Source organism: Ruficoccus amylovorans, from assembly GCF_014230085.1.
GTDB lineage: Bacteria > Verrucomicrobiota > Verrucomicrobiia > Opitutales > Cerasicoccaceae > Ruficoccus > Ruficoccus amylovorans.
Genome location: NZ_JACHVB010000013.1, coordinates 206,919 through 232,076, shown reverse-complemented (window position 1 = coordinate 232,076; position 25,158 = coordinate 206,919). Strand labels below are relative to the sequence as shown.

General features: G+C 60.7%; 19 protein-coding genes. 12 read left to right on the top strand and 7 right to left on the bottom strand.

The window, feature by feature from the left end; genetic code table 11:
- The first annotated feature begins 693 nt into the window (after positions 1-693).
- From H5P28_RS04205 to H5P28_RS04185, 5 genes are all read left to right on the top strand, one after another.
- A complete protein-coding gene (locus H5P28_RS04205) occupies positions 694-4,251 on the top strand; it encodes a hypothetical protein (RefSeq protein ID WP_185674461.1) in 3,558 nt (1,185 codons plus the stop codon).
- Positions 4,248-4,985, top strand: a complete 738-nt coding sequence (locus H5P28_RS04200) for a hypothetical protein (protein ID WP_185674460.1) — start codon at positions 4,248-4,250, stop codon at positions 4,983-4,985. The genes H5P28_RS04205 and H5P28_RS04200 overlap by 4 nt, the downstream gene beginning before the upstream one ends.
- A gap of 9 nt (positions 4,986-4,994) precedes the next feature.
- Positions 4,995-6,815 (top strand): alpha-1,3-galactosidase-related protein, encoded by a 1,821-nt coding sequence (locus H5P28_RS04195; RefSeq protein WP_185674459.1) that lies wholly within the window; start codon positions 4,995-4,997, stop codon positions 6,813-6,815.
- Between the two features lie 64 nt (positions 6,816-6,879).
- The gene (locus tag H5P28_RS04190; protein WP_185674458.1) at positions 6,880-8,364 is read left to right on the top strand and encodes an MFS transporter; all 1,485 of its coding nucleotides are present in this window, start codon (positions 6,880-6,882) and stop codon (positions 8,362-8,364) included.
- 42 nt (positions 8,365-8,406) lie between these two features.
- Complete coding sequence (locus H5P28_RS04185) at positions 8,407-9,777, top strand: sulfatase family protein (RefSeq protein WP_185674457.1); 1,371 nt, start codon at positions 8,407-8,409, stop codon at positions 9,775-9,777.
- A gap of 43 nt (positions 9,778-9,820) precedes the next feature.
- Here H5P28_RS04185 and H5P28_RS04180 read toward each other — a convergent pair whose 3' ends face one another.
- Genes H5P28_RS04180 through H5P28_RS04170 form a run of 3 tightly spaced genes read right to left on the bottom strand, consistent with a single transcriptional unit; the run spans position 9,821 to position 13,091 of the window.
- Positions 9,821-11,596 carry a thiamine pyrophosphate-binding protein gene (locus H5P28_RS04180; RefSeq protein ID WP_185674456.1) on the bottom strand — a complete coding sequence of 592 codons (1,776 nt, stop codon included), beginning with the start codon at positions 11,594-11,596 and terminating at the stop codon, positions 9,821-9,823.
- A complete protein-coding gene (locus H5P28_RS04175) occupies positions 11,593-12,282 on the bottom strand; it encodes an HAD family hydrolase (RefSeq protein ID WP_185674455.1) in 690 nt (229 codons plus the stop codon). The genes H5P28_RS04180 and H5P28_RS04175 overlap by 4 nt, the downstream gene beginning before the upstream one ends.
- Positions 12,273-13,091, bottom strand: a complete 819-nt coding sequence (locus tag H5P28_RS04170; protein WP_185674454.1) for an aldolase/citrate lyase family protein — start codon at positions 13,089-13,091, stop codon at positions 12,273-12,275. The genes H5P28_RS04175 and H5P28_RS04170 overlap by 10 nt, the downstream gene beginning before the upstream one ends.
- Before the next feature lie 374 nt (positions 13,092-13,465).
- Here H5P28_RS04170 and rfbF point away from each other — a divergent pair, with 374 nt between their 5' ends.
- The 4 genes from rfbF to H5P28_RS04150 all read left to right on the top strand — a co-directional run bounded on the left by rfbF (position 13,466) and on the right by H5P28_RS04150 (position 17,777).
- Positions 13,466-14,245 (top strand): glucose-1-phosphate cytidylyltransferase, encoded by a 780-nt coding sequence (gene rfbF / locus H5P28_RS04165; protein ID WP_185674453.1) that lies wholly within the window; start codon positions 13,466-13,468, stop codon positions 14,243-14,245.
- Positions 14,246-14,256: 11 nt separating this feature from the next.
- Positions 14,257-15,339, top strand: coding sequence for a CDP-glucose 4,6-dehydratase (gene rfbG, locus H5P28_RS04160; protein ID WP_185674452.1), 1,083 nt, complete (start codon positions 14,257-14,259; stop codon positions 15,337-15,339).
- A 2-nt stretch (positions 15,340-15,341) separates the two neighbouring features.
- A complete protein-coding gene (gene rfbH / locus H5P28_RS04155; protein WP_246455750.1) occupies positions 15,342-16,772 on the top strand; it encodes a lipopolysaccharide biosynthesis protein RfbH in 1,431 nt (476 codons plus the stop codon).
- An 81-nt stretch (positions 16,773-16,853) separates the two neighbouring features.
- Entirely contained in the window at positions 16,854-17,777 is a 924-nt protein-coding gene (locus H5P28_RS04150) for a glycosyltransferase family 2 protein (protein ID WP_185674450.1), read from the top strand.
- 275 nt (positions 17,778-18,052) lie between these two features.
- Here H5P28_RS04150 and H5P28_RS04145 read toward each other — a convergent pair whose 3' ends face one another.
- From H5P28_RS04145 to H5P28_RS04130, 4 genes are all read right to left on the bottom strand, one after another.
- Complete coding sequence (locus H5P28_RS04145) at positions 18,053-18,859, bottom strand: sulfite exporter TauE/SafE family protein (protein ID WP_185674449.1); 807 nt, start codon at positions 18,857-18,859, stop codon at positions 18,053-18,055.
- Between the two features lie 25 nt (positions 18,860-18,884).
- Positions 18,885-20,909, bottom strand: coding sequence for a thioredoxin domain-containing protein (locus H5P28_RS04140; RefSeq protein WP_185674448.1), 2,025 nt, complete (start codon positions 20,907-20,909; stop codon positions 18,885-18,887).
- Positions 20,910-21,116: 207 nt separating this feature from the next.
- Positions 21,117-21,572 carry a MotA/TolQ/ExbB proton channel family protein gene (locus H5P28_RS04135; RefSeq protein ID WP_185674447.1) on the bottom strand — a complete coding sequence of 152 codons (456 nt, stop codon included), beginning with the start codon at positions 21,570-21,572 and terminating at the stop codon, positions 21,117-21,119.
- A gap of 3 nt (positions 21,573-21,575) precedes the next feature.
- Positions 21,576-22,400: a CPBP family intramembrane glutamic endopeptidase gene (locus H5P28_RS04130; RefSeq protein ID WP_221773352.1), complete on the bottom strand. Its 825-nt coding sequence runs from the start codon at positions 22,398-22,400 to the stop codon at positions 21,576-21,578.
- A 123-nt stretch (positions 22,401-22,523) separates the two neighbouring features.
- On the opposite strand from H5P28_RS04130, the gene H5P28_RS04125 reads away from it, so the two are divergent.
- From H5P28_RS04125 to H5P28_RS04115, 3 genes are all read left to right on the top strand, one after another.
- Positions 22,524-23,543, top strand: coding sequence for a polyprenyl synthetase family protein (locus tag H5P28_RS04125; RefSeq protein WP_185674446.1), 1,020 nt, complete (start codon positions 22,524-22,526; stop codon positions 23,541-23,543).
- Between the two features lie 349 nt (positions 23,544-23,892).
- Complete coding sequence (locus tag H5P28_RS04120; protein WP_221773351.1) at positions 23,893-24,510, top strand: sigma-70 family RNA polymerase sigma factor; 618 nt, start codon at positions 23,893-23,895, stop codon at positions 24,508-24,510.
- Between the two features lie 27 nt (positions 24,511-24,537).
- Entirely contained in the window at positions 24,538-25,104 is a 567-nt protein-coding gene (locus H5P28_RS04115; RefSeq protein WP_185674444.1) for a hypothetical protein, read from the top strand.
- The last annotated feature ends 54 nt before the right edge of the window (positions 25,105-25,158 follow it).

Here is a 25,158-nt window from a genome sequence, read left to right as displayed (position 1 = left end):
TCGCTTTAATCTGCCGCCGGGGCTCAAAAGCAGCCAGTCCTTCGGATGAGGCCTGTCTTGGAGCTCGCGGCGTTGGCAGCAGGCTTACGGGCTTCCAGCCCGCTACACCCACTGCCGCCTGGCGAGGCTTCAAGACATTTCCCCACCGCAGGCGACAGATTAAAGCGAACATGCTCTAGGTCGTGCGGGGGACAAGCGTCCCTGTTTTTTCCTGTCGGGATTGAAAGGGATTTACGTTCCGGTTGCCGGTGTTGCCCTTGAGTTAGCCTCTCCTGGCTTGCACAGCTCGTTGTTGCCTGGTCCGGTTTCCTGCCTTTTGGAAAGGAAGTGTGCGGAGGCGGGCTTGGGGAGTTATTTAATGAAAGGGGGACTGGTTCGACCTTTCACTCCTTTTGTACCCGGTTGGATTCCTTATCGGATATTTTTTAGCGGTGTTTTTCTGCGTCAACGAGGGGTGTACGGGGTATTTGCCTGTTTCTGGCAGAGGTTTGGGATGCTTTTATCTTGAAAAAAATCAATATTGATATGTTTTATATGTTGAGAACGCAAAGAAAAGCATCTAGACGGGTAGCCGTTCTACTTTGAAAACAACCTCTATTCTTGTCGTCTATGCCCCCCCAGATGATCCTTTCCCCCCGGCGAGTGTTTCGCGGAGTCCGGCCATGCCGACGTGGGTTTGCACTCATTATTTCCATGGTTTTAATGGGTTTTGTCTTTATCCTGATTATGGCCTTCAGCGGGTTGGTCATGGTCGAGAGTTCCTCGGTGAGGATTGCCCTGGACCAGGCCGTTGCCCGCCAGAATGCCATGCTCGGCATGCAGGTGGCGATCGGACGCCTGCAGAGTCTGGCCGGGCCGGATCGGCGCATTACCGCCAAGGCAGGAATCTTTATGACCGGCCCCGGCGATACGTCTATTGATGAGCCGGACTGGGTCGGAGTGTGGTCAACCAATCCGTTGAGCGACGACGGTGATGAGAGTACCTATGATCCGGTTCTTGGGACTTCTGCCCAACGCAGTTGGGACAGCTACAGTCCGGCTCAGAAAATGAATATGAGCAAGGGCTGGCTGGTCAGTGGCGCTGTTGATACGCTGGACCCCTCGGAGGCGTTGACGGGTACCGACGTGGTGACGATCCGGAAAGCGGCAGGAGATGCCCGCGCGGTTAAGGTGTACTTCGAGGATGTCGAGGGCCAGCCCGGTGCGCGCTATGCCTGGTGGGTGCAGGATGAAAACCAGAAGGTACGGATCGACATGGGGGATCCGTACCGTAATGCCGCCGAAGACGCTGATGCGGCCCTGGCGGCGCGAGTCGCCCAGCGCTTTGCCCCCGAGGTGGTATTACCGTCATCCGGCACGGCCGCATCGGTTTCCGAGGACGATTGGGCGCGGATATCATCGCTGACCGATTTGGCTGTGTTCGGTATCGATCCGGAGGGCGTTGAGGATTTTTTGAGTGCGAGTTCGGTTGGGGTCTTGACTGATCCCAGGGTGGGAGGTCTGAAGAAAGACCTGACCTCTCTGATCCGTCTTCCCGAAATTAACATGGATGACGGAGTGACGGCGGACCTGGAAGAATTCCCGGAGCCATACAGGACGAGTCCTTATCTGTACTCGATTTATCTGGACGAGGAAATCGAGTCTGGCGCGCCCACCAATCCGAATGTCGGTGTCATGGATAATGTCATTTACGGGCCACGAATCGAGGCACTATGGGATTTCGCCAATCACCGTCGGTTGCTTTCGGGGGCGAACAACACGATACGTGTCCATGAGCCAGTCAATGAGGACTGGCTGGCGACCGAGAGCGGGACAGACCCGAATGGTTACGATGTCCGGGAGGAAATCGCCTCGGCTCTTCTGAACAGCCAACCCTTTGTCATGGGGGATGAGCGTGAGAATGATATTTTCACGCCCTATGAGGCGCAGGCTCTTGGTGATCTCTTGAATTTTGGGGCCAACTTCCAGGATTACGATGTGCTCGATGCCAAACGCCATCTGCCGATTAATTCTCCGGTTACTCCCATCATGACAGAGCTGATATTCTATGTGCGTGCCGAAGTGGTGGCGAACGGCAGTGACCGGGAAATACAGCTTCACGTACACCCCTTTGTCGAATTGACGAACCCCTACGATGTGCCGGTCCTGATGGACAAGGCTTTTCATATTCCTGTCTTTCAACTGCGCATGACTTTCGACTTCAGGCTGAGCGATGCTGATCCGGGTATTCCAGATCTGATCTGGTCGGTCGATAATGATACCAGCCAGATCGCGTTGACTCAGGCCAACGCCCGCAGCCTTGGCTCAATGATCACCGGGGAACTGAAGGGCGGCTCCGGGAGCGAGGTAACGACGAATGCGAACATGACGCTCCGTGTGGCGGCTGGTAGCAGTGGGATAAGCTTCGCGCCGGGAGAGACAAAAGGGTTTGTGGCCTCTTCGAGTGCAGGGGGAACCCTGGTCATGGTGGAGGGGGACGATTGGCGAAATACTTCGATGGCTGTACCCGTACGCTCGTATTCCAGGTCGGGGTCAACTGTCTCCTACGGGCTGACCTGGCCTCAGTTCTCCAGCGGCGGTACCAGTGGGGCTTCGACGAGCATGGACGATTATAACCTGATGAATATCCGTGTCAGCTTACTGCCCATGATGCAGCAGGGAGCGCAACGCATTACCAGTGACTGGCATACGCAGGGGGGGAGCCAGCTTGGGAATATACGTCTGACTCATCAGGCGGTGGAAGTCCCGTTCTCGCGGAACCGCATCGGGGAAAACTCCCAGGTGGGGACAGATTCGGACCTGGGGGATGCTTTTGCCGTTGATGTCTCGCTGGTCAAGGATGCGGCTTCGACCTGGGGCGGGCAAATCACGGACGTCGGCGTCATTCAACTGCGGGCACTCTCGGCTGAGGATTTCCGGTTGGGGACTTACGCCGTGGACGGACTCAACGACGGTGCCGAGAATTTCCTCGGACGCACCAACCCCCGCTCGTTACTTATTCGCGATCCGAACGGCTTCGATGGCGACCGGGCCTTTGAAACCAGCGGGTGGACAACGGGTTTTTATCCCGACCCATACAGCTTCGGGCTGGATATGACGGGCTGGGGCGAGTCCAATGTCAGCGTTGATGAAACGATACTCTTTCATGTGCCTCAGGAGGAGCCCTCGTCGCTGGGCGTTCTGCGGCACTGGAATGTCGCTTTCCACCCCGGCGACCCCGCTTACACCTTTGGGAGTTCACGCCTGCCGAGCGCCAATCTGGAGCGTACCGAGACGGTTTCCTTTCACCGGAACCAGCCCGGCTACAGTCTGGACAGCGGGAACCTGACCGACTTCGACTTTTTCGGCCAGGCGCTGCCGGAGTCTGTCAATATGAACACGACGGACCTGGTTGTGGATAGTGCCTACTACTTGAACCGTGCGCTTTGGGACAGCTACTTTTTCTCCACTGTCCCCGCGGGGGCGGATCTGTTTACCAGGTCCTGGCCGAACCAGAATTTTGTCATACTGGACCAGGATGAGGTGGAATTACGCGATCATGCGCTGGCGGCGAAGCACCTGATGCTGAAGGGTGCGTTCAATGTGAACTCAACGTCTGAAAAGGCTTGGGCGGCCTTTCTGGCCTCACGTCTGGGGTTGACGCCGGAGGGGCGTCTCGGGGCCAGCGACGAAGTGTTTTTCCCGCGCATGCCTGGCATGCAAGCCGGTACCGATGAGTGGGCTGAGACCCGTCCCGTTGCGGTGGAGGATATTTACCGTAGCAATCAGTCCGACAGCGCTGCGCTGGAGACACTCTCCGAGTACATCGTGGACGAAGTTCGGCAGAGAGGGCCGTTTCTGTCGGTGGCGCAGTTTGTCAACCGGATGCTGGTGGATGACGAGCGTGGGGATCGGGGAGCCCTGCAAGCAGCAATCGAACGCAGCGGTTTGAACGCAGATTCCACTTTTGCGTATGCGCCGGGTACCCTGACGCAGGGGGATTTGCTTGAGCCGCTGGGGCCGTACTTGAGCGTGCGCGGTGACACCTTTACCATTCGTTCCATCGGCGAGGTGACGAACCCGATTTCTGGTGAGACGGCAATCGCGTGCTGTGAGGCCATCGTGCAGCGCACTCCCGAATATATTGATCCTGCCAACCTGCCCGAGGTCCACCCCTCAAGTGCGGAACTCGAAGAGATTAACCGCCAGTTCGGGCGCAAGTTCCGTATCATCGGCTTCCGCTGGCTTGATACTTCCTCCATCAGCCTATGAGTGCTCTGTCTTTTTATAAAAACCTCTTACGACTTTCGTTGCTGTTGAGCTTTGGCCAGCACGGCATGGGCGTGCTTTCGGCGCAGGAGGAAGAGCCACCGATACAGTTTACCTATTCGATTCACTCGACCCTGGGGACACTGGAGCTGGAGACTGAAGGCGAAGGGCCGGAGTTGGTGAAGCAATGGGTGCCCAATCGCGGTTTTTCGAAGGTCCGCAAGTATGTTGGCCTTGGCCCGTTGCGTTATCGCCTGCTTTCCAAGGACGGTTCGTCGAGTGTTCAGGAGCTTCCGGTCCCGCGGCAATGGCAGGGGCGCCACATCTATCTGTTTGTGGTTCGGGGAGCGGGCGACACGGAGACGGTCAAGCTCATGCCTATACCCGAGAATCCGGGCTTTTCCGGAAAGGGCGCAATTGTGTTTGCGAATTTCAGTGCGGCAAACATCGCCGCCAAAATGGATGAAATCGTGCTGCGAGCAGCTCCCGGTCAGATTTATTGGGAGTCGTCAATTGAAGCCCCGTCGGGGATGGAGACGATTCTCGTGCAGTCGGTGGACGACGGTTACCGGCCCATTTACAGGAACCGCATTCCGGTTCGGGCCAATGAGAGGGTATTTATTTTCATTGTACCGAGTAAGGCGAGGATGGGAATGGAGTTGCTTGTCGTGTTCGACCGGGCGCAGCCACGGAGGATAGTTTCGGATGACGCCTCGTCTCTGTCGGGAGGAATTTAAGCTTTTATAATGAACGAAACAAATCACGATGATAGGCGTGGTGCGTCGATCAGAGCCAGCCAACATGGGCTGTACCCTGACTCCAACGAAGATGCCACGCCCCTGATTAAGCAGATACTGGGCAAAGTCGAAAATGGGCAGACGCTTGTACTTGAGCCGGGGGAATACCATTTTTGGCCTCATCAGGCTGAGGAGAAATTTTATTATCTGTCCAACAATCAGGCAGGTTTGAAGCGGATCGCCTTCCCCTTGCTGGGGCGAAGAGGCATCACGATTGACGGTGCCGGGGCGCGTCTGGTCTTTCACGGGGAGATACTTCCTTTCGTCGTCGATCATGGCAGTAATATCCGCTTGAAGAACTTTACAATCGACTGGCACCGGACGTTTTTCTCGCAAGGGGAAATCCTGGCTGCCGGTATGGACCATGTCGATGTCGCCATTGATGAGGCCCGCTATCCCTACGAGGTGGTGGACGGCACGATGCGCTTCATCGGTGAAGGCTGGAGCCACGGTTTCACCGAGGGTATTTTTGAATTCGACGCCCGACTCCGCCGTCCGGCCCACCTGAGCGGGGATAACCTGGGAGGGGTGTTCAGCTCGGAAAACAGCGCCGAATATCTCGGGGACTCGCGTGTGCGCCTGAAGGGGGAATTCGGTCGGTTAGCCCGCCCTGGCAACATCTTGGTCATGCGCCATTACCGCCGGTACTTCCCCGCCGTGTTCATGGTGGATTCCAAGGATGTGGTGCTGGAGTCTTTGGTGATCCGACACGCGGCGGGCACAGCCGTGCTGGGGCAATTCACCGAAAATATCTCTTTGCTCAACTGTGCGGTCGAACCAGACGAGGCCTCGGGCCGGTATTTTTCTTCGACGGCGGACGCGACGCACTTTGTTAACTGCCGGGGGAAAATCTTGTTCCGGCGTTGCCGGATGTCCAACCAGCTCGATGACGCTGCGAACGTTCACGGGATTCATTTCAGGGTTGATGAGCGGGAGGGCGATTGCTCGCTGCTGTTGGGAATCGGCCACTTTGAGCAAAAGTCGATGCGTCCGGGAGTGGCGGGAGATGACGTGGTCTTTCGGCATGCGAACAGTCTCGCTACCTTGGGTAAGGGACGTATCAAGCGCATCGAGCAGGTTGATGAGTGGACGTTTAGGGTTATTTTCCGCGCGCCGCTGTCTCCGGAGATCCAGCCTGGCTGCGCGATGGAGAACCTGACCTGGACGCCGGAGGTTGTAATCGAAGGATGCCGCGTACAAAACAACCGCGCCCGGGGCTTTCTGCTCTCAACCCCGCGCAAAATCATCGTGCGCGAGAATGAACTGTCCCCGGCGGGGTCGGCTATCAAAATCAGCGGTGATGCCAGTTACTGGTTTGAGTCCGGGGCGGTGCGGGATGTTCTCATCGAGGACAACCACTTCGGCGAGTGCTGCTACGGGCCTGTCTCCTGGGGGCGAGCCGTCATTGACATCGACCCGGAGGTTAGCGGCCCGGATGTTGCCGAGGCGACGTTCCACAGTGGGATTTGCATCACCAATAACATATTCAGCACCTTCGATACCGGTCTGGTCTATGCGCGTTCGGTGAAGGGCTTTGTGTTCAAGGGAAACCGCATCGAGGCCAACCGTGCATACCGGCCTGACAAGCGGATGCGGGCGCGGCTGACTCTGGAGGTCTGCAAGGATGTCTGTGTTCAGGATAATTATATCGCTACTGATGTCGCTGAGGCGCCCATGCTGGAACTCAATGAGACATTGAACGAGCGTCACCACGTCGAATTGCAGCCTCACCTGGATACCACTCCCCAGGCGCATGTGGAGTCCCTTTGAGCCGGTGGCCTTTATGCCTCGCTGCCGGTTACCCATTTAAAAACACCCCGATAAGCACACCTCTATGATGAAACCCATGTCGCATAAGCCAGCTGGTCTGGCTCGAATCTTTGGCTATGCCATGGGGGAGGGGGGGATCTCTATCGCCATGAACGGGGTGAGCAACTTTGCGCTCATCTTTCTGACTCAGGTACTGGGGCTGGGTGCGGGGGTGGCGGCGCTGGCACTGAGCATAACGACGCTCTGGGATGCGATTACGGACCCGTTGATGGGATATATTTCCGATAATACGCGGACGCGCCTGGGGCGGCGACAGCCTTACCTGCTTATCGGCAGCTTGGCGCTGGCGGTCAGTTTCTTTCTGCTCTGGTTTGTCCCGCAGCAAGTGACGGGCGAGGCGGCGGTCTTCGCCGTTGTGCTATGCATCAACCTGCTGCTGAGAACCGCGGTGACGGTGTTCGCCGTGCCCTTTACCGCGCTCGGCTTTGAGATCTGCCCGGACTACGAAGGCCGTTCCCGGCTCCAGGGGGTTCGTTTCTTTATCAATCAGGTGGTCAACTTCACGTTCGGTGCAATGGCCTGGACGCTTTTCTTTCGGGATGAGTTCTCCGCGGAAGGCGAGCGTATCGACGGCACATTGATCGCGGGGAATTATCTGCTCATGGGGGCCGTGCTCGCGATGGCGGTGTTGATTATGTCACTCATCTGTATTGTATCCACGTGGCAATACGCGAAGCCATACGATGATGAGGTAGGAGACGCCGGAAACTCCAGAAGCGTGGCCGGTTTTGTCCGGGAGTTCGGCTCCATCCTGCGGGACCGGCTGGCACTGTGGGTATTCGGATTTTTTGTGGTGGCGCAATTCGCCATGCTGCTGACGGCTCAGATGCAGCTTTTCACCTACGTGTTTTTCATGGAGTTCAGCAGTTCGGAGAAGACATTTGTCCACGGCGCGGGGATGCTGAGTTTCGCTGTCTGTTCGTTATTCCAGTCCAGGCTGGTCGCGCGTTTTGACAAGAAGGTCTGCGGCTATATTGGTGGCGGTCTCTCGTTTTTTGGCGGCGTGGGGCTGTACCTCGTATTCATCGGGGGCGTCTTGCCTGCTGATTCGACGTGGACGGTTGGCGGGGTGGCGATTCCGCTTTCGGTGGGTGTCTTTGCCTTGCTCCAGAGTTGCTGGTGGGGCGGCGGCGGAGTGCTTGTTCCGCTGGCCAGCTCCATGATAGCCGATGTAGCGGCGATCAACTACGTCAATACGGGTAAGCTCAAAAATGCCAGCTATGCGTCCGTCTTCACCTTTTGTCAGAAAACGTCGATCTCCATCGGGTTGTTGTTGACCGGGTGGCTGGTCGCCACGGCGGGCATTGAATCCGGGGCCGACGAGCAAACGCCCGAAGCCGTTCGCAACATCGCGACGCTGACTTTCATTTCCGGGCCGGTGGTGATCGCTCTGGCATTGTTTATCCTGGGGCGTTACCCGGTTGACCGTGCGTACATGGACGATATCAATCGCAGGACAGAGGAGATGGAAGCGAAGATGAAAACCTGAGCCTGACCGGGATTGTTTTCCACCGTGAGTGTTGGCTGAGATATGAATATACTCTGGATTTTCGTTGAGGACATGAGCCCGTTGCTGCCGTTGTGGGGGGACCGCACCGTGGCGACACCCAACATCGAACGATTGGCTGCGCGGGGGCGGACGTACATTAATTGCCATTCCACCGCCCCGGTTTGCTCGCCCTCGCGCTCCGGCCTGATCTGCGGCTGTTATCCGACACGCATCGGCGTTCATAACCATGTTTCCTCGCGCCCCGGTGAGCCGGAAGTCTTTCTGCCAACGGGGGTGCGTCCCCTTCCGCAAATCATGCGCGAAGCCGGTTATTTTACCTATAATCTGGGCAAGGACGACTACAACTTTGTCTATGATCGCGCGGCACTCTACGATGGGGAGTTCGAGACGCCGGAGTTTTATGGGCACCATCATCGTGGTTACGTCCCTTTCGATACCCGCGAGCGCGAATGGGCCTACTGGCGTCGCCGCAGGGACGGCCAGCCTTTCTTCGGGCAGATTGGCCTTTGGGGAGGGAAGAATACGCGGCCAGCCCTTGAGGCCGTATCGCCGGAGCGGGTGCGTGTGCCGGCTTGTTACCCGGATACGCCCGCGTTTCGCCGCCAGATCGCCCGGCACTACGAGTGTATCCAACTGGTTGACCAGGAAGTGGGCTGGATTTTACAGGCGCTGGAAGCGGACGACTTGCTGGAGGACACGGCCATCTTTTTCTTTTCCGACCACGGAATGGACCTGCTGCGCCACAAGCAGTTTTGCTACGACGGTGGAACGCACGTCCCGCTGGTGGTAAGTGTGCCTCAGGATCATCGTGCGGGAGTGACTGAGAAGCGCCTGGTCAGCTCGATTGATATTGCTGCCGCCAGTCTGGAGTTGGCGGGTCTTGAGGTGCCTGAGTGGATGGATGCCCGAAATTTTATGACGGAAGGGAACGAGCGGTCCTGTGTTTTCTCGGCGCGGGATCGTTGTGATTTCACCATCGACCGCATTCGCTCGGTCCGGACCGAGCGATACCGCTACATCCGTAATTACCTGACGGACCGGCCGCTGATGCAGCCGCAGTACCGTGACCAGACCGAGTGTTACCTGGAGTACAGGCGTCTATGGGCAGAGGGGCGCCTGAACGACGAGCAGGCTCCCTATGCCGGTGATGCCCGGCCAGCCGAAGAGCTTTACGACCACGCCGCCGATCATGATGAGGTGCATAATCTGGTGGGCGATCCTTGCTATGAGGATATTCGCGAGCAGTTGTCCGCAACGCTGGAACGCTGGATCATCGAGACAAATGACCGGGGCCGTACAGGCGAATCCGATCAACAACTGCGAGCCCTCATCAATCGGTGGGGAGACGAGCGTTGCCAGGCGCCGGAGTATGCCCGTGTAAAACAGGTGTAGCAAAGCTGGACGGCTCAGCCTGTCCGGAAGATGCAGGGACTTGCTACTCGATGAGATTGGCGGCGTACTCCTCGCGGTCGAGGAAGGGGAACATGTCCTCCAGCGAAGGGGAGACCATGCTGCCGTCGGGAAGCTTGCGGGCCGAGAGCTTCGGGGTGAAGGCGTAGTCGGTCTCGCACATGACTTCGCACAGCACGGGGCCATCGGCGGCCAGTACCTCGCGGACGGAGGTTTCCAAAGCGTCGGCTTCGGTAATGCGGACTGAGGGCAGGCCAAAGGCTTGCGCCAGTTCGCGGAAGTCCGGCACGCTCACGCCGCTGCCCGAGCACGAGCCGGTGCGGTGGCCGCTGAAAAAGTTGTTCTGCGTCTGCTTGATGGAGGCGTAGCCATCGTTGCAGATGACGAAGAGCTTGATCGGCAGGTTGTTGTGCCGGAGCGTTTGCAGCTCCTGCAAATTCATCATGATGGAGCCGTCGCCGGCCAGGCAGACAACCCGGCGCGAGGGAGCCGCGTACTGCGCCCCGATGGCCGATGGCAGGTCGTAGCCCATGGAGGCGTCGCCCGAATTCCAGAAAATGCGCTGGTCCTTTTTCACCACTCCGGCCTGGTGCAGGCAAACGCAGGCCGAGCCGTTGGCCGCAGTCATGATGTCGCCCTCGGCCATCTGCGCGGTCAGCGTGTGGATGAAGTGGTAAACGTTGATGGGCGCGCCCGGCTGCTGCTGATACTCCGCCGTGTGCTCGAAGGAGTACTTGCGGCGCAGGTTGATGCTGAAGTCGAACCACTCCTGCGAGCCGATGGGTCCGGGGAGGGCCTGAGCGAGCGCGGGCAAAAAGTCCCGCAGGTCGGCGTGGACCGCGATGTCGGGGGAGACGAGCGGCTTGGCCAGCTCGGCCGGGTCAATATCGACGATGATCTTGCAGGCTCTGGAGGCGAAGTTTTCCCAGTTGTAGCTGACCTGACGGATGTTGTTGCGCGTGCCCAGGAAGAGCACGCAATCGGCGTTCTGGAGCGTGAAGTTCGCGCAACGCTGGCCGACGGTGCCGATGCGCCCGGCGAAGTGCGGGGCGTCCGACTCCATCAGGTCAAAGCCGTTGAAAGTGGTGACGACGGGGACGTTGAGCCGCTCGACCAGTTCGCGGAAGAGCGGGATCTGGTCGGCCAGGCGGATGCCGTGCCCGGCCACGATGAGCGGGTGGCGGGCTTGTTGCAACTCGGCGGTGACGCGCGCGATTTGCAGGTCGTAAACGGGCTGCTCCGGAGGGGTGAACTCCCGTAGCTCGCTCTCCTCGACCATCGCGCCCTGGACATTCATCGGCACGTCGAGCCAGACCGGGCCAAAGCGCCCGTGTGTGGCCTCGAAGACGGCGCGGTCGAGGTGGTACTTCACGTCGAGCGGATCGGTGACCATGACGGCGTACTTGGTCAGGTGCCGCACGGAGGTGACGATGTCCACTTCCTGGTCGCCGAGCTGGCGCAGGCCGGGGACCTCGCAGGAGGCCAGGCAGGTGGAGAACTTGACCTGCCCGGAAAGGTAGAGCACGGGGGCGGAGTCGGTCCACTGGCCGAAGACGCCGTTGAGGCAGTTGAGTCCGCCGGGGCCGGTGGTGACGTTGACCACGGCCAGTTGCTGGCCCACGCGGGCGAAGCCTTCGGCGGCGATGGCGCAGGCCTGTTCGTGGTGGTTCGCCGTGTAGGGGAGGCTGCGCCCGAGGCTGTCGTTGAGGTGCATGGCACCCCCGCCCGAAACCATAAAAAAGTGGGTGGCGTTATAGTGCTCGCGGAGGCGTTTGGCGATGTAGTCGGAAACTTTGATCATCGGGAGGCGGCTGAAAAATGGGCGACCAGCAAGTTGGCCAGCTCAGGTACCGAGTAGAGCGCCAGATCCGATTCTTTTTCAAGCAAATCCTTGTCGCCGTAGCCCCAAAGCGCGCCGACTGAAAACAGGCCGGCGCGGCGGCCCGAGCAGACATCGTCCGGGGAGTCGCCCACCATGAGGCAGCGGGCGGGGTCAAGCTGGTGGGTTTCGACGATGCCCGTGATCATTTCGTACTTGGTCAGGCGGGTGCCGAGTTTGTCGATGGTGTAAACGTCGTCGAAGTCCTCCATCCCCAGCGCCCGCAGGACGCGGAGAGTCGCCTTCATTGGCTTGTTGGTGGCGATGAAAACCCGGCGACCGTGCCCGCGCAGGAGCGCCAGCAGTTCGGCGGTTCCCTCGTAGGCGGTGGAGCAGTCGTCCTCCGAGTTGTCGTAACGCTGGCGGAAGGCCGCGATGATAGCGGCGGTTTGCTCCTCAGTCAGTCCGGGGGAGAGCTTGGGGATGATCTGGCTGACCGGCGGCCCCATCAGGCTGGAGTCGAAGGCGAGGCCGTCGATGCCCACCTTGGCGTCGAGGTAAGCCTGTTTCAGGCATTTGATGATCTCGGCGGAGGAATCCACGAGGGTTCCGTCCAGATCGAAAATCAGTGCTTCCAGCGTGCCAGCGGGCTGGCCGTTCAGCAGCATAGAGCCTTGGCTTCCTTGAGAAGCTTCTCGTAGCGGGTTTCGAGCATGTTGATGCGCTCGGCGTCCTCCTTGAAGATGTTCCCGTAGAAGTCGCGCTTGTTTTTGAGCCACATCAGCTCGAAGCCGACGGCCTTGATCAGGCCTTCGGGAGCCTTTTCAGAGTGCAGGCTCCGGGTGGCGTCGAAAATGATCTTGCGGGTCTCGTACTTGGCCAGCGAACCGGCGGGCAAGCGGCGGAAGAAGGGCAGGGACTCGGCGGAGACGCCGCCGCCGACCACGAGCTTCTTGCCCATGGCCTGCATCTTCTTGGCCATGATGTTGGTCATCTCGAAAATGCGCTCGGAGTTGATCTGGTCGCGGCCCAGGCCGAGGGAGCCGGTCATGTCCACGCGCCCCACGACGATGCCGTCGATGTGCTCGAACTCGGGGGCTTCGGTGATCGAGTCGAGATTTTCGAAGCCAGTAATCGTCTCGATGTTGATGAGGAAATCCATCTCCTCGCGCTCGTCCTCACTGAAGGAGAACTGGGCGGTCTTGACGTATTTGGTCATCGCGTAGGCGGTTTCGATCATGGGGCCGACGATGGCGCGGGTGCCGATGACTTTGGCGTCGAGCATGTCCTTGACGGCTTCGCAGCCGCCGATCTTGATCGTCAGGCCCAGGTCGGCCATCGTGACAATTTCCTTCAGGCGGAGCGCCTCCTCCATGCGGGTGCCTTCGGCTTCGAATTCAGCCTTGATGCCGATGACGTTGTAGTTGTCCCGCAGGTCTTCGAGACACCCGAGCATTTTCTTTTCAAGTCGATTCATGGAATACGGATGGAGAGTGAATTTGTGCTGCCAGTATTGCCATCGGGCGGGCGAGGTCGATTTTCTAATGCAGAATTTTCACCAGCGGCGAATCATCTGCGATTTTCTTCCAGGAACTCCCGGCAGGCCATACTGAAAGGGGGATACACTGTATGTTTTGGGGAAGACTGTTTTCCCCGGATAAGTGTCGGGTGGCAAGTTTTAAAGTTAAGAGAGGGGGATGGTTGGGGAGCGTTGGCGGAGGCTTGAGAAGGATGTGTGCAGGCGGGGAGGGGGAGCTGCGGACCTGCCAGGCCTGGGCAGGACCTATCGCGCCGATAATAGGTATTGCCATGATACGAAAAATTTAAAGACACTGGACGTTTCTCTTTGTTATGAAAGTAGTGATCCTCTGTGGCGGAAAAGGTACCCGGCTGCGCCAGGAAACCGAATACCGGCCCAAGCCAATGGTCTCGATTGGCGCCTATCCCATCCTCTGGCACATCATGAAAATCTATGCCCATCACGGACATAGGGACTTTGTCCTGTGCCTGGGCTACAAGGGCGAGATGATCAAGGAGTACTTCCGCGATTATCTCTGGAACACGGGCGACGTGACCCTCAAGCTCGGCAGCAAGAGCGACATCGTCTTCCACGACAAGCACGACGAGGAGGACTGGAGCGTCACTCTGGCCGAGACCGGTCCCGAGAGCATGACCGCCCGCCGGATCAAGATGATTCAGCGCCATATCCCGGACGGGGAGCCCTTTTTGCTGACCTACGGCGACGGCCTGGCCGACATCAACATCAACGCCGCCATCGCCGCCCACCAGGCCTCCGGCAAAGCCTGCACGCTCAGCGCCGTCCACCCGGCAGGCCGCTTCGGCTCCATCGGGATCGAGAACGACGGTCGCATCCACTATTTTCAGGAAAAACCGCAGGTCGAGTCAGCCTACATCAACGGCGGGTTCCTCGTCTGCGAGCACCGTGTTTTCGACTACCTCGGTGACGACAACATCATGTTTGAGCGCGAGCCGATCACGCGGCTGGTCGAGGCGGGCGAGCTCAACGCCTACCGCCACGAGGGCTGGTGGCAACCGATGGACACCTATCAGGAGAGCGAACACCTCAACCAGCTCTGGTCCAGCGGCAAAGCTCCCTGGAAGTGCTGGTAAAACAAACGCCCATGCATGCAGGCAGCTTAAAAGACACTTTCGCCGGCAAACGCGTCTTCGTCACCGGCCATACCGGATTCAAGGGGGCCTGGCTCTCGCTGTGGCTGCGCCACCTCGGGGCGGAGGTTTACGGTTACGCCCTGGCCCCGGCTCAGTCTCCGTCTTTCTTTGACCAGCTCGGGCTGGAGCGCGAACTGGCCGCCCACCACCTGGCCGACATCCGTGACGCCGCCCGTGTCGGGCAGGCGCTCGGCGAGGCGAAGCCGGACTTTGTCTTTCACCTGGCGGCCCAGCCGCTGGTGCTGGAGTCGTACCGCGAGCCGCTGGCGACCTACGAGGTCAATGTCAACGGCACGCTGCATGTGCTGGAGGCGCTGCGGCGGCTCGATGGACCGTGCTCGGCAGTCTTTATCACGACCGACAAGTGCTACGAAAATCGGGAGGACGGTCGCCGCTACCGCGAGGAGGAGGCCATGGGCGGCTACGACCCGTACAGCTCCAGCAAGGGCTGCGCCGAGTTGGCCATCGCTTCGTGGCGCAAGTCGTTTTTCGGCCCGGAATCGCCGGTGGCCGTGGCCTCGGCCCGCGCGGGCAACGTCATCGGCGGCGGCGACTGGGCGGATAACCGCATCGTGCCCGACGCCATGCGCAGCCTGCGTGAAGGCAAGCCCATCTGCGTGCGCAACCCGCGCGCCGTGCGCCCCTGGCAGCACGTGCTGGAGCCGCTCCACGGCTACCTGCGGCTGGCGCAGGCCCTGGCGGAGAAGCCGCGGGAGGTTTCCCTGCGCTCGGCGTTTAACTTCGGGCCGTCGGAAGACGCCAGCCAGAGTGTCGAGGCGCTCGTGGGCGAGATTTTGAAAAACTGGCCCGGTGCCTGGGAAGACGCTTCCGTGCCGGGAGCGCCGCATGAGGCTGGGCTCTTGCACCTGGCCATCGAAAAGGCCGAGCGCGTGCTGGGCTGGCGGCCGGTTTGGGATTTTTCTGAAACCATCCGGCAGACAGTCGGCTGGTACCGGGAGGCCGAGCGCGACTCCGCCGGCATCCGTGATTTTTCACTGGGGCAGATTCATTGTTTCGAGAAAGCAGCACTATGACCATGGAGCAGATACGGGCGGAAATCCTTCGCCTGACGCGCGAATACAGCCGGCAGGCGCATGCCGCCAACCGCCCGGGAGACCAGCGCGAAGACGCCTTTGTCGCGGGCGAGACGACCGTCCCCTACGCGGCCCGGACCTTTACCGAGGAGGAGGTGAGCGCGGGCATCGGCTCGATGCTGGACTTCTGGCTGACGCTGGGCAAGGAGGGGGAAGCCTTTGAACGCGAGCTGGCTTCCCGGCTCGGGGTCAAGCGCAGCCTGCTGGTCAACTCCGGCTCCTCGGCCAACCTGCTGGCCCTTTCCGCCTTGACGAGCCACAAGCTCCCGGCTGAGCGGCGCCTCCGTCCCGGCGATGAAGTCATCACCTGCGCGGCGGGCTTTCCCACTACCGTGACCCCGATCCTCCAGAACGGCGCGGTTCCGGTCTTTCTCGACAACAACCCGCTCACCGCCAACGCCGACCTCTCCCGCCTGGAGGAAGCCTACCGCCCCGGCAAGACCAAGGCCGTGATGATGGCCCATGCGCTGGGGAACCCCTTTGAGCTGGCCACGGTCAAGGCCTTCTGCGAGCGCCACGGACTCTGGCTGATCGAGGACAACTGCGACGCGCTCGGCTCGCTCTACTTCAGCCCCGGCGAGGACGGCTCTCTCAGCGGCCAGCCGACCGGCTCCTTTGGCGATCTTTCCACTCAGTCCTTCTACCCGCCGCACCACCTGACACTGGGCGAGGGCGGGGCGGTCAGCATTGTGCGCGAGATGCGCCTGAAGCTCATCGTCGAGTCGCTGCGCGACTGGGGCCGCGACTGCTGGTGCCCTTCCGGCATGGACGATACCTGCCGCAAGCGCTTCAAGTGGCAACTGGGCGAACTGCCCGAGGGCTACGACCACAAGTACACCTACAGCCACCTGGGCTACAACCTCAAGCCCCTCGACCCGCAGGCCGCCATCGGGCGGGTGCAGATCCAGCGGCTGGACGCCTTTACCGCGGCTCGTATTTCCAACTGGAACACCCTCCGGGCCGGGTTGGACGAATTGTCCGAGTTCCTCGACTTCTCCCTGCCGACCCACGCCACCGACTGGACACCGGAGGGCTTCACCTGGGATGGCAGCGGCCACCGCACGGCCCCCTCGTGGTTCGGGTTCCAGATGCTGGTCAAGCCCGGCGCTCCCTTTACCCACACCGACCTGGCGCGCTTCCTCAACGAGCGCAAGATCGGCACGCGCATGTTCTTCGGCGGCAACCTCGTGCGTCAGCCCGCCTTCGTGCAGGCGAAGAAGGACAACCCCGACGCCTTCCGCGTGCTCGGGCCGCTCGAAGGGGCCGACCGGATCATGAACAGCGCGATCTTCCTCGGCGTTTATCCGGGCCTGACCCCGGCCATGCTGGAGTTTATGGTTTCCTCCGTGCGCGACTTCGTTAAAACGGTCTGATCGGCGAAACGCCGCCGCCCGGTTGACAGACCGGGGTCGGGAGGCGTTTTGCGCTGATCCTGTTTCTTTACGGAACCGTTCATGGCCAAGCTCGACCTCTTTGTACTCACCTATAATCGGGCGGATTACCTGCGCCAGACGCTGGCCAGCATCCGGGCGCAGACTTTTACCGACTACCGGCTGATCGTGCTGGACAATGCCAGTACCGACCACACCGCCGAGGTCGTGCGCGAATTCGGCGCCGAGCACCGCCCGACGACGGAGAACATCGGGGGCCTGCCCAACCTGCTCCGCATCAAGGAACTGGCCGAGGCCGACTGGGTGATGTCCTTCCACGACGACGACCTCATGCACCCGCAATTGCTGGAGGCGCTCTTCCGCCATATTGATACGCACCCGGCGTGCACGCTGGCGGCTTGCAACTTCCTCTCGTCGGAAGCCCCCGAGCAAGACGATTTCAAGACCTGGACGGTGACGGACGCGGGCTGGGATTTCGTCAATGTGGCCCACCTGACCAGCTTTTGCCTGACCCTGAACACGGTGGCTTTTTCGAGCAGCATTTACCGGCGCGAGGCGTTCCTGCGGATGGACCCGGAGCGCTACGCCCCCTTTGGCAAGATCGGGGACCGCCCGATCATGCTCGACCTCTGCGGCGAGGGGACGGCCTTTGTCCTCAAGGACGCCTACGTGAACTACCGTATCCACGCCGGGCAGGACTCCAGTCAGGGGCCGGGAGCGGACGAGATCATCGCGATGACCCGCTACTACCGGGGGCTGACCGGCACTTCCTGGAAGACACCCTGGGGCCGCAGCTTCATCGTCAACAACCGCGCCTTCCTGAAGAACCTCTACAAGTGGAGTTGCGACCGCCCGCGCATGTCCTTCAACCGTTTCGTCTGGCGCGCGCTCAAGGCCGGGGCCTGCACCCGCTGGGTGTTGGTTCCGAGGCCGCTCATGCGCATCGTCAAAAAAATACTCCGCCGCCGCGACCCGCTGTTTTTCTAAGGCGGTTTAAATAAAATCGTAGCCGCCACAAGAAAGCCGAATGGCTAAATGGTTAAATGGTTAATTGTTGTTTTCTAGGTTCCGCATCCAACAATTAACAATTGGCCATTTTAATCATTCAACCACTGTGGCTATAGTATTTTTAAAACGCTCTCGGGGTATCCCGTTGACTCTGCCAGCTCTCCCACACAATGGGTGATGCGAAAGTATCACAGGCGCAGAACGCTGTCCTGCTGCCGGTTTGGGGCGTGTAGCCCCGAGTATTGGATGTCTGACTACGTCCCGAATACGGTGAAGAGCATTTTCACGCTCAGGCCGATCAGCAGCACGGCGAAAGTCTTTTTGACCACGCCACCGGGCAGGGTGTGGGTCAACTTGGCCCCGATGGGCGCGGTGAAAAAGCTCGTCGTCGCGATCAGCACAACGGCGGGCAGATAAACGAATCCGGCGGAATGGATGGGGAGCCCCTCGGTGCCGAGGCCGTTGACGATGTAGCCGAGCGTCCCGGCCACGGCGATGGGCAGCCCGACGGCGGCGCTGGTGGCGATGGCCTGACGCACATGAGTGTTGCACCACATGAGGAAGGTCGTGGTCAAGGCCCCGCCGCCGATGGCCGCGAGGGCGGAGATTCCGCCGATGACCGCCCCGACCAGCGCGCAGACCGGGGGCGCGGGGAGCTGGCGTTGGGGCTTGGGCTTGAGGTTGCGGAACATCCCCAGCGCGACATAGCCCATGAAGCAGGCGAAAAAGATGCCCAGCGCCCGGCTGGAGAGGTGCGAGGCCAGATAGGTCGCGCAAAAGGTGCCCACGAGCACGCCGGGGGCCATTTTCCAGACCACGGGCCAGAGCACCGCGCCGTGCCGGTGGTGGGCGCGAATGCTGGAGGTGGCTGTGATGACGATGGTGGCCATAGCTGTTCCCAGCGAGAGGTGGACGATCTGCTCGTCGGGGATGCCCTGGGCGGCGAAGATCGTGGTCAGGATCGGCACGATGATGCCGCCCCCGCCGATGCCAAGCATTCCCGCCATGACGCCGACAACGGCCCCCAGCGCGAGATAGGCGATGATCCACTCCGGCGACATGACGAGCGAGACGGACGTTCCGAGCCTACAGATACTGGGCCACTTCCGCCGGGTCGGCGGTGGGGGCGGAGCAGGTCGTGCCGACGCACAGTTGGTAGCCCTCGGGCTGGGCCGGGTCGTCGCTGAGCTGGACAAAGACGCGTCGCCACGGGCGTTCGGCGAGGGCGGCGCGGAGCGGCTCCAGGTCGTCCGTGCCCTTGACCTTGATCACGGCCAGCCCGGAGGCGGACTGGGCGTAGGCCGAGAGGGCGTGGGCGACGGCGGCAGGGGCGCGGGCGACCAGCCCCGGGTAGGCCTGGCGCATGTCGTTCATTTCGGCGGCGTACTCGCCGGTGCCGTTGAGCATGTGCAGGGCGCTGAGCGCGTGCAGCAGGCTGGAATTGGCCGAGGGGATGGCGTTGTCGAACCACGTCTTCTTGCGGGCGACGAGTTCCTCCCCGTCGTCCGGGCTGAAAAAGAAGCCTGCCTGGCCGGGGTCGCGGAAGTGCTTGAACACGGTTTCCATGAGCGCGGCGGCGCGGTCGAGGGTGCGGCGGGAGGTGCCCGGCTCGTGCCAGTCAGCCCACGCGCCCAGGGCGAGCAGGGCCTCCATGAAGTAGGCGTAGTCCTCCAGCGTGGCGTTCACGCGCGGCCCGGCCTGCGGGTAGTAAACCGAGTACAGGCGACCTTCGGGCGTACGCATTTTTTCCCACAAAAAGTCGGCGGCGTCACGGGCGCGGGCGAACCACTCCTTTTTGCCAAAGGCGACAGCGGCGGTAGCGAGGCCGCGTATGGCCAGCGCGTTCCAGGCCAGAAGGATCTTCGGGTCGCGGGTCGGGGCGACGCGCTGCTGGCGCACGGCGAGGAGTTTTTCGCGGGCTGGGGCGAGGCGGGTGCGCAGTTCGGTTTCGCCCCCGGCGAAGCACGGATTGGACGCGCCGGATTGCTCGAAATTGCCCTTCGGGGTGATGAGGTAGGCGTCGCAGAAGACAGCGGCTTCGTCCTTGCCCAGCACGGCCTCGATCTCGTCCGGGGTCCACACGTAGTATTTGCCCTCGACGCCCTCGGAATCGGCGTCGAGCGAGGCGTAAAACGCCCCCTCGGGCGCGAGCATTTCGCGCTCCAGCCAGCCAATGGTTTCGGTCACCACGTCGGCGTAAAGCGGTTGGCGGTAGCGCTGCCAGCCTTTGGAGAAGATGTCCAGCAACAGGCCGTTGTCGTAGAGCATCTTCTCGAAGTGCGGGATGATCCAGTGCCGGTCGGTGCTGTAGCGGCAGAAGCCGCCCCCGATCTGGTCGAAAATGCCCCCGCGGGCCATCCCGGCGAGAGATTTACGGATCACGTCGTCGAGTTGGGAAGCCAGTTCGGGCTGGTCGGAAACGGCCTGGGTGGCGCGCATGGCCAGCAGGAAGTCGAGCGTCATCGAGGGCGGGAACTTCGGGGCGTCGCCGAAGCCGCCCCATTCGTCGTCGTGCTGCCCGCAAATGGCCTCGGCGGCGGTGACGAGCGCCTCGTTGGCCAGGGAGGTGCCGTCCGCGCCCATCGGGACGTTGGCGGCGGCGAGGTTTTTGACGATGTTCCCGGCGTTCTCCTCCAGTTCGTCGCGGTTTTTCTTAAAATAGTCGGCAATGCGCATGATGAGCTGCGGCCACGGCACAATGCCCTGCCCGCGATCCTCGGGCGGGAAGTACGTCCCCCCGAAAAAGGGCCGCCCGTCCGGCAGGCAAAAGGCGTTCAGGGGCCAGCCGCCGTGCTGGTTGATCATCTGCACGGCCTCCATGTAGATCTGGTCCACGTCTGGCCGCTCCTCGCGGTCCACCTTGATGCAGACGAAGTGCCGGTTCATGAGGTCGGCGATGTACGGGTCCTCGAAGCTCTCGCGCTCCATCACGTGGCACCAGTGGCACGAACTGTACCCGACCGACACGATGACGGGCACATCCCGCCGCCGCGCCTCCTCGAAGGCTTCCGGCCCCCAGGGCTGCCAGTGGACGGGGTTCCCCGCGTGCTGGCGCAGGTACAGGCTGTTCTCGCCGTCAAGGCGGTTGCGGGAAAGGTCGGTCTCGGGCATAGGAATTTTAAGATTAACCACAGAGGGCACAAAGAGCACAGAGAAAAACGGAGTGCTGCGAGCGGCTTGTGTTCAAGCCAGCGTTTGCGCCAATCAGTGGTAAAACTCAAGAGGGGAAACCCGCCCGCCGCGAATGGCAAACGCAAAGCGCGGTTTTTGTTGGGAAGGGAATTAACCGCAGACGCAGAGGCGTAGAGAGTGCAAGGACTAATTGGTAGCTGCCGAGGAGGCGGGCGCGAGGAATTCGTCCTTTTTTACGATGAGGAAAATCAACAACCCGATTCCCAAGAGGGTGCCGAGTGGGAAACCGGGCAACAGGAGGACACCGTAGATAGTGAGGAACCAGAAAAACCACGTCGCCCGGTATTTCATCCCGAACAGAGCGATGGCCATGAGAATGAGTCCGACGAGAGCGAAAGGAAGTCCGATCATCGTACTGGTCAGCGAGGCGCTGATGTTGTCAGCAAGGACTTGCGGGTCGACTTGGCTCTCGGCTGCTATCTGTTTAAACGCTCGAACCATCCCGTAAATAGTTGCTCCGACTCCGAGCAATGCTCCCAACTGGAGCCAGGCTCCGGTAAAAGCCAACAGGTGCCCCGGTTGGCGTCGTGCGGGGCGTTGGAGGCAGGTGTGCTGGAGCGGTGGCGGGGCGGATGGCGTCACGGCTTAATACAATCCCACCACGTGCCCCTGGGCAAGTTTTATGACAAACACGCCGACGTTGCTGGCGAGGTGGGCGGCGACGCAGGGGATGAGGGAGCGGGTCTTGTTGAGGCCGTAGAAGCGCACGGTGTAGAACCACAGGGAATTGGCGAAGACCAGTGCGGTGCTGAACCAGCCCTTCACGCCCCAGTCAAAGGTCAGGGTGCCCTGCCAGAACTGCCAGCCGGGGACGCCTTCGGGCATGTCGAGATCCCAGAGAAAGGGGTGCAGCGCCGCGAAGAGGAACGAAAAGATAAAAATGCTGCCGATGAGGGCGGCGGTGCCTTTTTTTGTCACCACGAGGTAACCCCGGAAAATCAGTTCCTCGAAAAAGGCGGCGGCGGTGATCGAGAGCAGGGCTAGCCAGGTGATGTCGCTCTGCTGGGCGGAGATGCCCAGGGCGATCTCCCCGAAGGTCTCGGCCGCGAGCAGGATGAGCGCCCCGACCACGGCCACGATCACGCACAGGGCGGAGCAGGCGGTTGCGCCGGGGAAGGCTTTCGGGTTGGGCTCGCCGCGTTTGTTGGCCTTGAAGTCGTCGAACCAGAGCTTGGCCAGGTAAATACTGGCCGCGAACATGATCACGATCATGAGAGGGTCGTTCTGCATCTCGCTCTTGTTGTCCCCGGCGGGAAGCGGTTCGGCGGGCTGGGTCGTGGCGGTCGTTTCCACGGCGTCGGCGGCAGCGGGGGCGGTCGTGTCCGTGGTGGCCGGAGCCTGTTCGGTCGCGGCGGGCTGGGTGCCGGTCACAGGGGTGGAGTCGGGGGCGGGAGCGTCGGTTTCGTTCATGAGAGGACGGGGCGGAGCCGATTTTCAGGGTTTTTTTGACAATTAATCACAGGTGGTCAACACTCTGTGAAAAAGAGGGGTTGAGGTTTTCCGTCCAATCTGCCAAACCGCAACCGTAAAAGTATGCTGACCGCACAAAACAAAAGCCAGCCGCGACCCCCGGCTTTCGATGACATCGTGAAGCCGGTGGTGCCGCATATGCAGGCGCTGGGAGACTTTCTGGACAACCAGGTGGAGCAGTTCGAGACGGACATCCGCGATCTGGTGCGCTACAGCCTGCAAAATCAGGGCAAGCGCCTGCGCCCCCTGCTGGTTTTCTTCGGCGGCTGGCGCGAGGGGGAGGTCAACCCCGATCTGGTGCGGGCTGCCGCCGTGGTCGAGCTGGTCCATCTGGCCACGCTCATCCACGACGACATCCTCGACGACGCCACCCTGCGGCATAATTCCGACACGGTCAGCGCACGCTACGGCTCGACTGCGGCTGTGCTGGTGGGCGACGCGCTCTTTTCCCAGGCCCTCGTGCTGGCGGCGGAGTTTCCGACCGTCGATGTTTGCCGGGCCGTTTCGCTCTCGACCCGCCGCGTCTGCGCCGGAGAGATTCGCCAGACCTTCGAGCGGGGCAATGCCGCTTTTTCGCTGGAGGAGTACTTCCGCGTCATCGACCTGAAGACGGCGGAGCTGTTTTCCGTCTCGTCGCGCCTGGGGGCTTCGCTCGCCGGGTATGACGAGGCTTTCTCCGAGGCCGCCGGGAAGTTCAGCCGCCACCTGGGGGTGGCTTACCAGATTTTCGACGACTTGGCCGACTACCTCGGCGACGAGGAAAAAATCGGCAAAACCCTCGGCACGGACCTGGCCAGCGGGAAGTTCACCCTGCCGATGCTGGTGCTCTTTCAGCGCCTGCCGCGTGGTGAGCAGAAGCTCTTTCTCCAGCGTGTGCGCCGGGGCGAGTTGAACCCCTCGCAGCTTGCCGGGGTGATGAAAGACTACGCCGTCATCGCGGAAGTTAGCTCCAGCTTCGAGCGCGAGCTGGCCAAGGCCGACGACGTGCTGGCCCCCTTCGCAAACCTCGAGCCGGTGCCCCGTCTGCTCAACCTGAGCAAGTTCGTGCTCAGCCAGTTCGAGCGCCTCGCGGTCAGCTCCTAGGGGGATTCTTCCGGGGCTGCGCGCCCCGGACCCGCGGTGTGTGTCCGCACTCGACATTTTTGATGCTGTGTATCGTATCAGCGATTACGGGAAACAGTTCCTCTGTTTCCCGTAATCGCTGAGCAAAGCATCGAAAACAGACCACCTATTTGTGGCGAAAACGGTAAGCTTGCGACAGGCCATCGGACTGCGCCCCTTGTTGGAGAAGAGTCAGCGGTGCCTGGAAAAAGCGGGAAGTCGCTGGCCCGTTGAGAGATGGGTCTTGCGGGAAGGAGAGCTTGAAGCGTGGGCTTGCTTTGCGGGAGATTTCTCCTAAAGTTATTCACAGACAATGTCTGAAAGTAACGCCATGACCGGAGCCCTGGCGGCCTCGTCTGCATCCCATGCGGCCGAGGCGGATACCGATATGGCGCTGGTCCGGCAGGTGCAGGCAGGCGAGGTCTCGGCCTACGACAAGCTGGTGGTAAAATACCGGGAGCGTTTGTACTCAGTGGTTTACAACCTTACCGGCAACCGCGAGGACGCCAACGATCTGGCGCAGGAGGCGTTCATCAAGGCCTTCCGCTCGATTAACTTGTTTCGGGGCAAATCCTCATTTTTTACCTGGCTGTACCGGATCGCGGTGAATAACACCCTGACCCACCTTAAGCGCAACCGCATGCGCCGCTTCCTCAGTCTGGAAAAGGTGGACGAAGAGGTGCACAGCTCCGACATCCTGGAAAAACTGACCGCACGCACCCGCTCGGACAAGCCGACACTGATGCGCGAGTTACAGGAAAAATTGAACGAAGCGCTCCAGAAATTGTCTCTTAAACATAGGACTGTTGTTGTGCTGTTCGAAATTGAGGGTTTGAGCCATCAGGAAATCGCCGAGATCACCAAGACCTCGGAGGGTACTGTGCGTTCGCGCCTTCATTACGCCAAGCAGCAGCTTCAGGCCAGTTTGAAGGAGTATTTGGAACAATAGTTGCTAATAGATCCGAACATTTTATTTATGCAGGATAATCAAGAGCCTCAATCCTCTCACGTCTCTGTCGAAGATCTTCTGCGCCTCAAACGCCATGAGAAGCCCGACGAGGCCTACTGGGAGCGCTTTGATCGCGAGCTACACCAGAAATCCTGGCAAGCCCTGGCCAAGCCTGAGCCCCTCCTTGTGCGCGGGCTGAAGGCGTTCGGGGGCAAATTCGTCCCGGCCCTTCCGCTTTCGGCGGCAGCAGCCTTTGTGGTGGCGCTCAGCCTGAACCATTTCCCCGCCTACACGGCGTCTAATCCGGTCCACCCGGTGTACACGGCCCCGGCCCCCGTTTCGGCCGATGTCGCCGTTCCTGCCGCGCCTGTGGCCGGGATGGCGGCGGACTTCGCCCAGGGCAGCCATCAGGCGACCTTTGTCGTCGGGCAGTTCGACGCGCAAAGTTCGCGCTCGTCGGAGGGGAATGTCACTTTGGTGGCGGCTTCGCGCCCCATGCCGGTGGAGGCCAACCAAAATGTTTACTATGTCGGCGGCTCCTTTGACAGTGGCTTCGGCAGTGAGAACGTTTCCGATCAATCCCGCGTCTACTAGTTTCTATCATGCTTAGTCTTGGCAGGATGCGGGCGGTGCTCGCGTTGGTTTTTT

Coding starts and splice junctions, on each gene's coding strand:
- H5P28_RS04205 (WP_185674461.1), top strand. CDS start 694: ATGGTTTTAATGGGTTTTGTCTTTATCCTGATTATGGCCTTCAGCGGG.
- H5P28_RS04200 (WP_185674460.1), top strand. CDS start 4,248: ATGAGTGCTCTGTCTTTTTATAAAAACCTCTTACGACTTTCGTTGCTG.
- H5P28_RS04195 (WP_185674459.1), top strand. CDS start 4,995: ATGAACGAAACAAATCACGATGATAGGCGTGGTGCGTCGATCAGAGCC.
- H5P28_RS04190 (WP_185674458.1), top strand. CDS start 6,880: ATGATGAAACCCATGTCGCATAAGCCAGCTGGTCTGGCTCGAATCTTT.
- H5P28_RS04185 (WP_185674457.1), top strand. CDS start 8,407: ATGAATATACTCTGGATTTTCGTTGAGGACATGAGCCCGTTGCTGCCG.
- H5P28_RS04180 (WP_185674456.1), bottom strand. CDS start 11,596: ATGATCAAAGTTTCCGACTACATCGCCAAACGCCTCCGCGAGCACTAT.
- H5P28_RS04175 (WP_185674455.1), bottom strand. CDS start 12,282: ATGCTGCTGAACGGCCAGCCCGCTGGCACGCTGGAAGCACTGATTTTC.
- H5P28_RS04170 (WP_185674454.1), bottom strand. CDS start 13,091: ATGAATCGACTTGAAAAGAAAATGCTCGGGTGTCTCGAAGACCTGCGG.
- rfbF (WP_185674453.1), top strand. CDS start 13,466: ATGAAAGTAGTGATCCTCTGTGGCGGAAAAGGTACCCGGCTGCGCCAG.
- rfbG (WP_185674452.1), top strand. CDS start 14,257: ATGCATGCAGGCAGCTTAAAAGACACTTTCGCCGGCAAACGCGTCTTC.
- rfbH (WP_246455750.1), top strand. CDS start 15,342: ATGGAGCAGATACGGGCGGAAATCCTTCGCCTGACGCGCGAATACAGC.
- H5P28_RS04150 (WP_185674450.1), top strand. CDS start 16,854: ATGGCCAAGCTCGACCTCTTTGTACTCACCTATAATCGGGCGGATTAC.
- H5P28_RS04145 (WP_185674449.1), bottom strand. CDS start 18,859: ATGTCGCCGGAGTGGATCATCGCCTATCTCGCGCTGGGGGCCGTTGTC.
- H5P28_RS04140 (WP_185674448.1), bottom strand. CDS start 20,909: ATGCCCGAGACCGACCTTTCCCGCAACCGCCTTGACGGCGAGAACAGC.
- H5P28_RS04130 (WP_221773352.1), bottom strand. CDS start 22,400: ATGAACGAAACCGACGCTCCCGCCCCCGACTCCACCCCTGTGACCGGC.
- H5P28_RS04125 (WP_185674446.1), top strand. CDS start 22,524: ATGCTGACCGCACAAAACAAAAGCCAGCCGCGACCCCCGGCTTTCGAT.
- H5P28_RS04120 (WP_221773351.1), top strand. CDS start 23,893: ATGACCGGAGCCCTGGCGGCCTCGTCTGCATCCCATGCGGCCGAGGCG.
- H5P28_RS04115 (WP_185674444.1), top strand. CDS start 24,538: ATGCAGGATAATCAAGAGCCTCAATCCTCTCACGTCTCTGTCGAAGAT.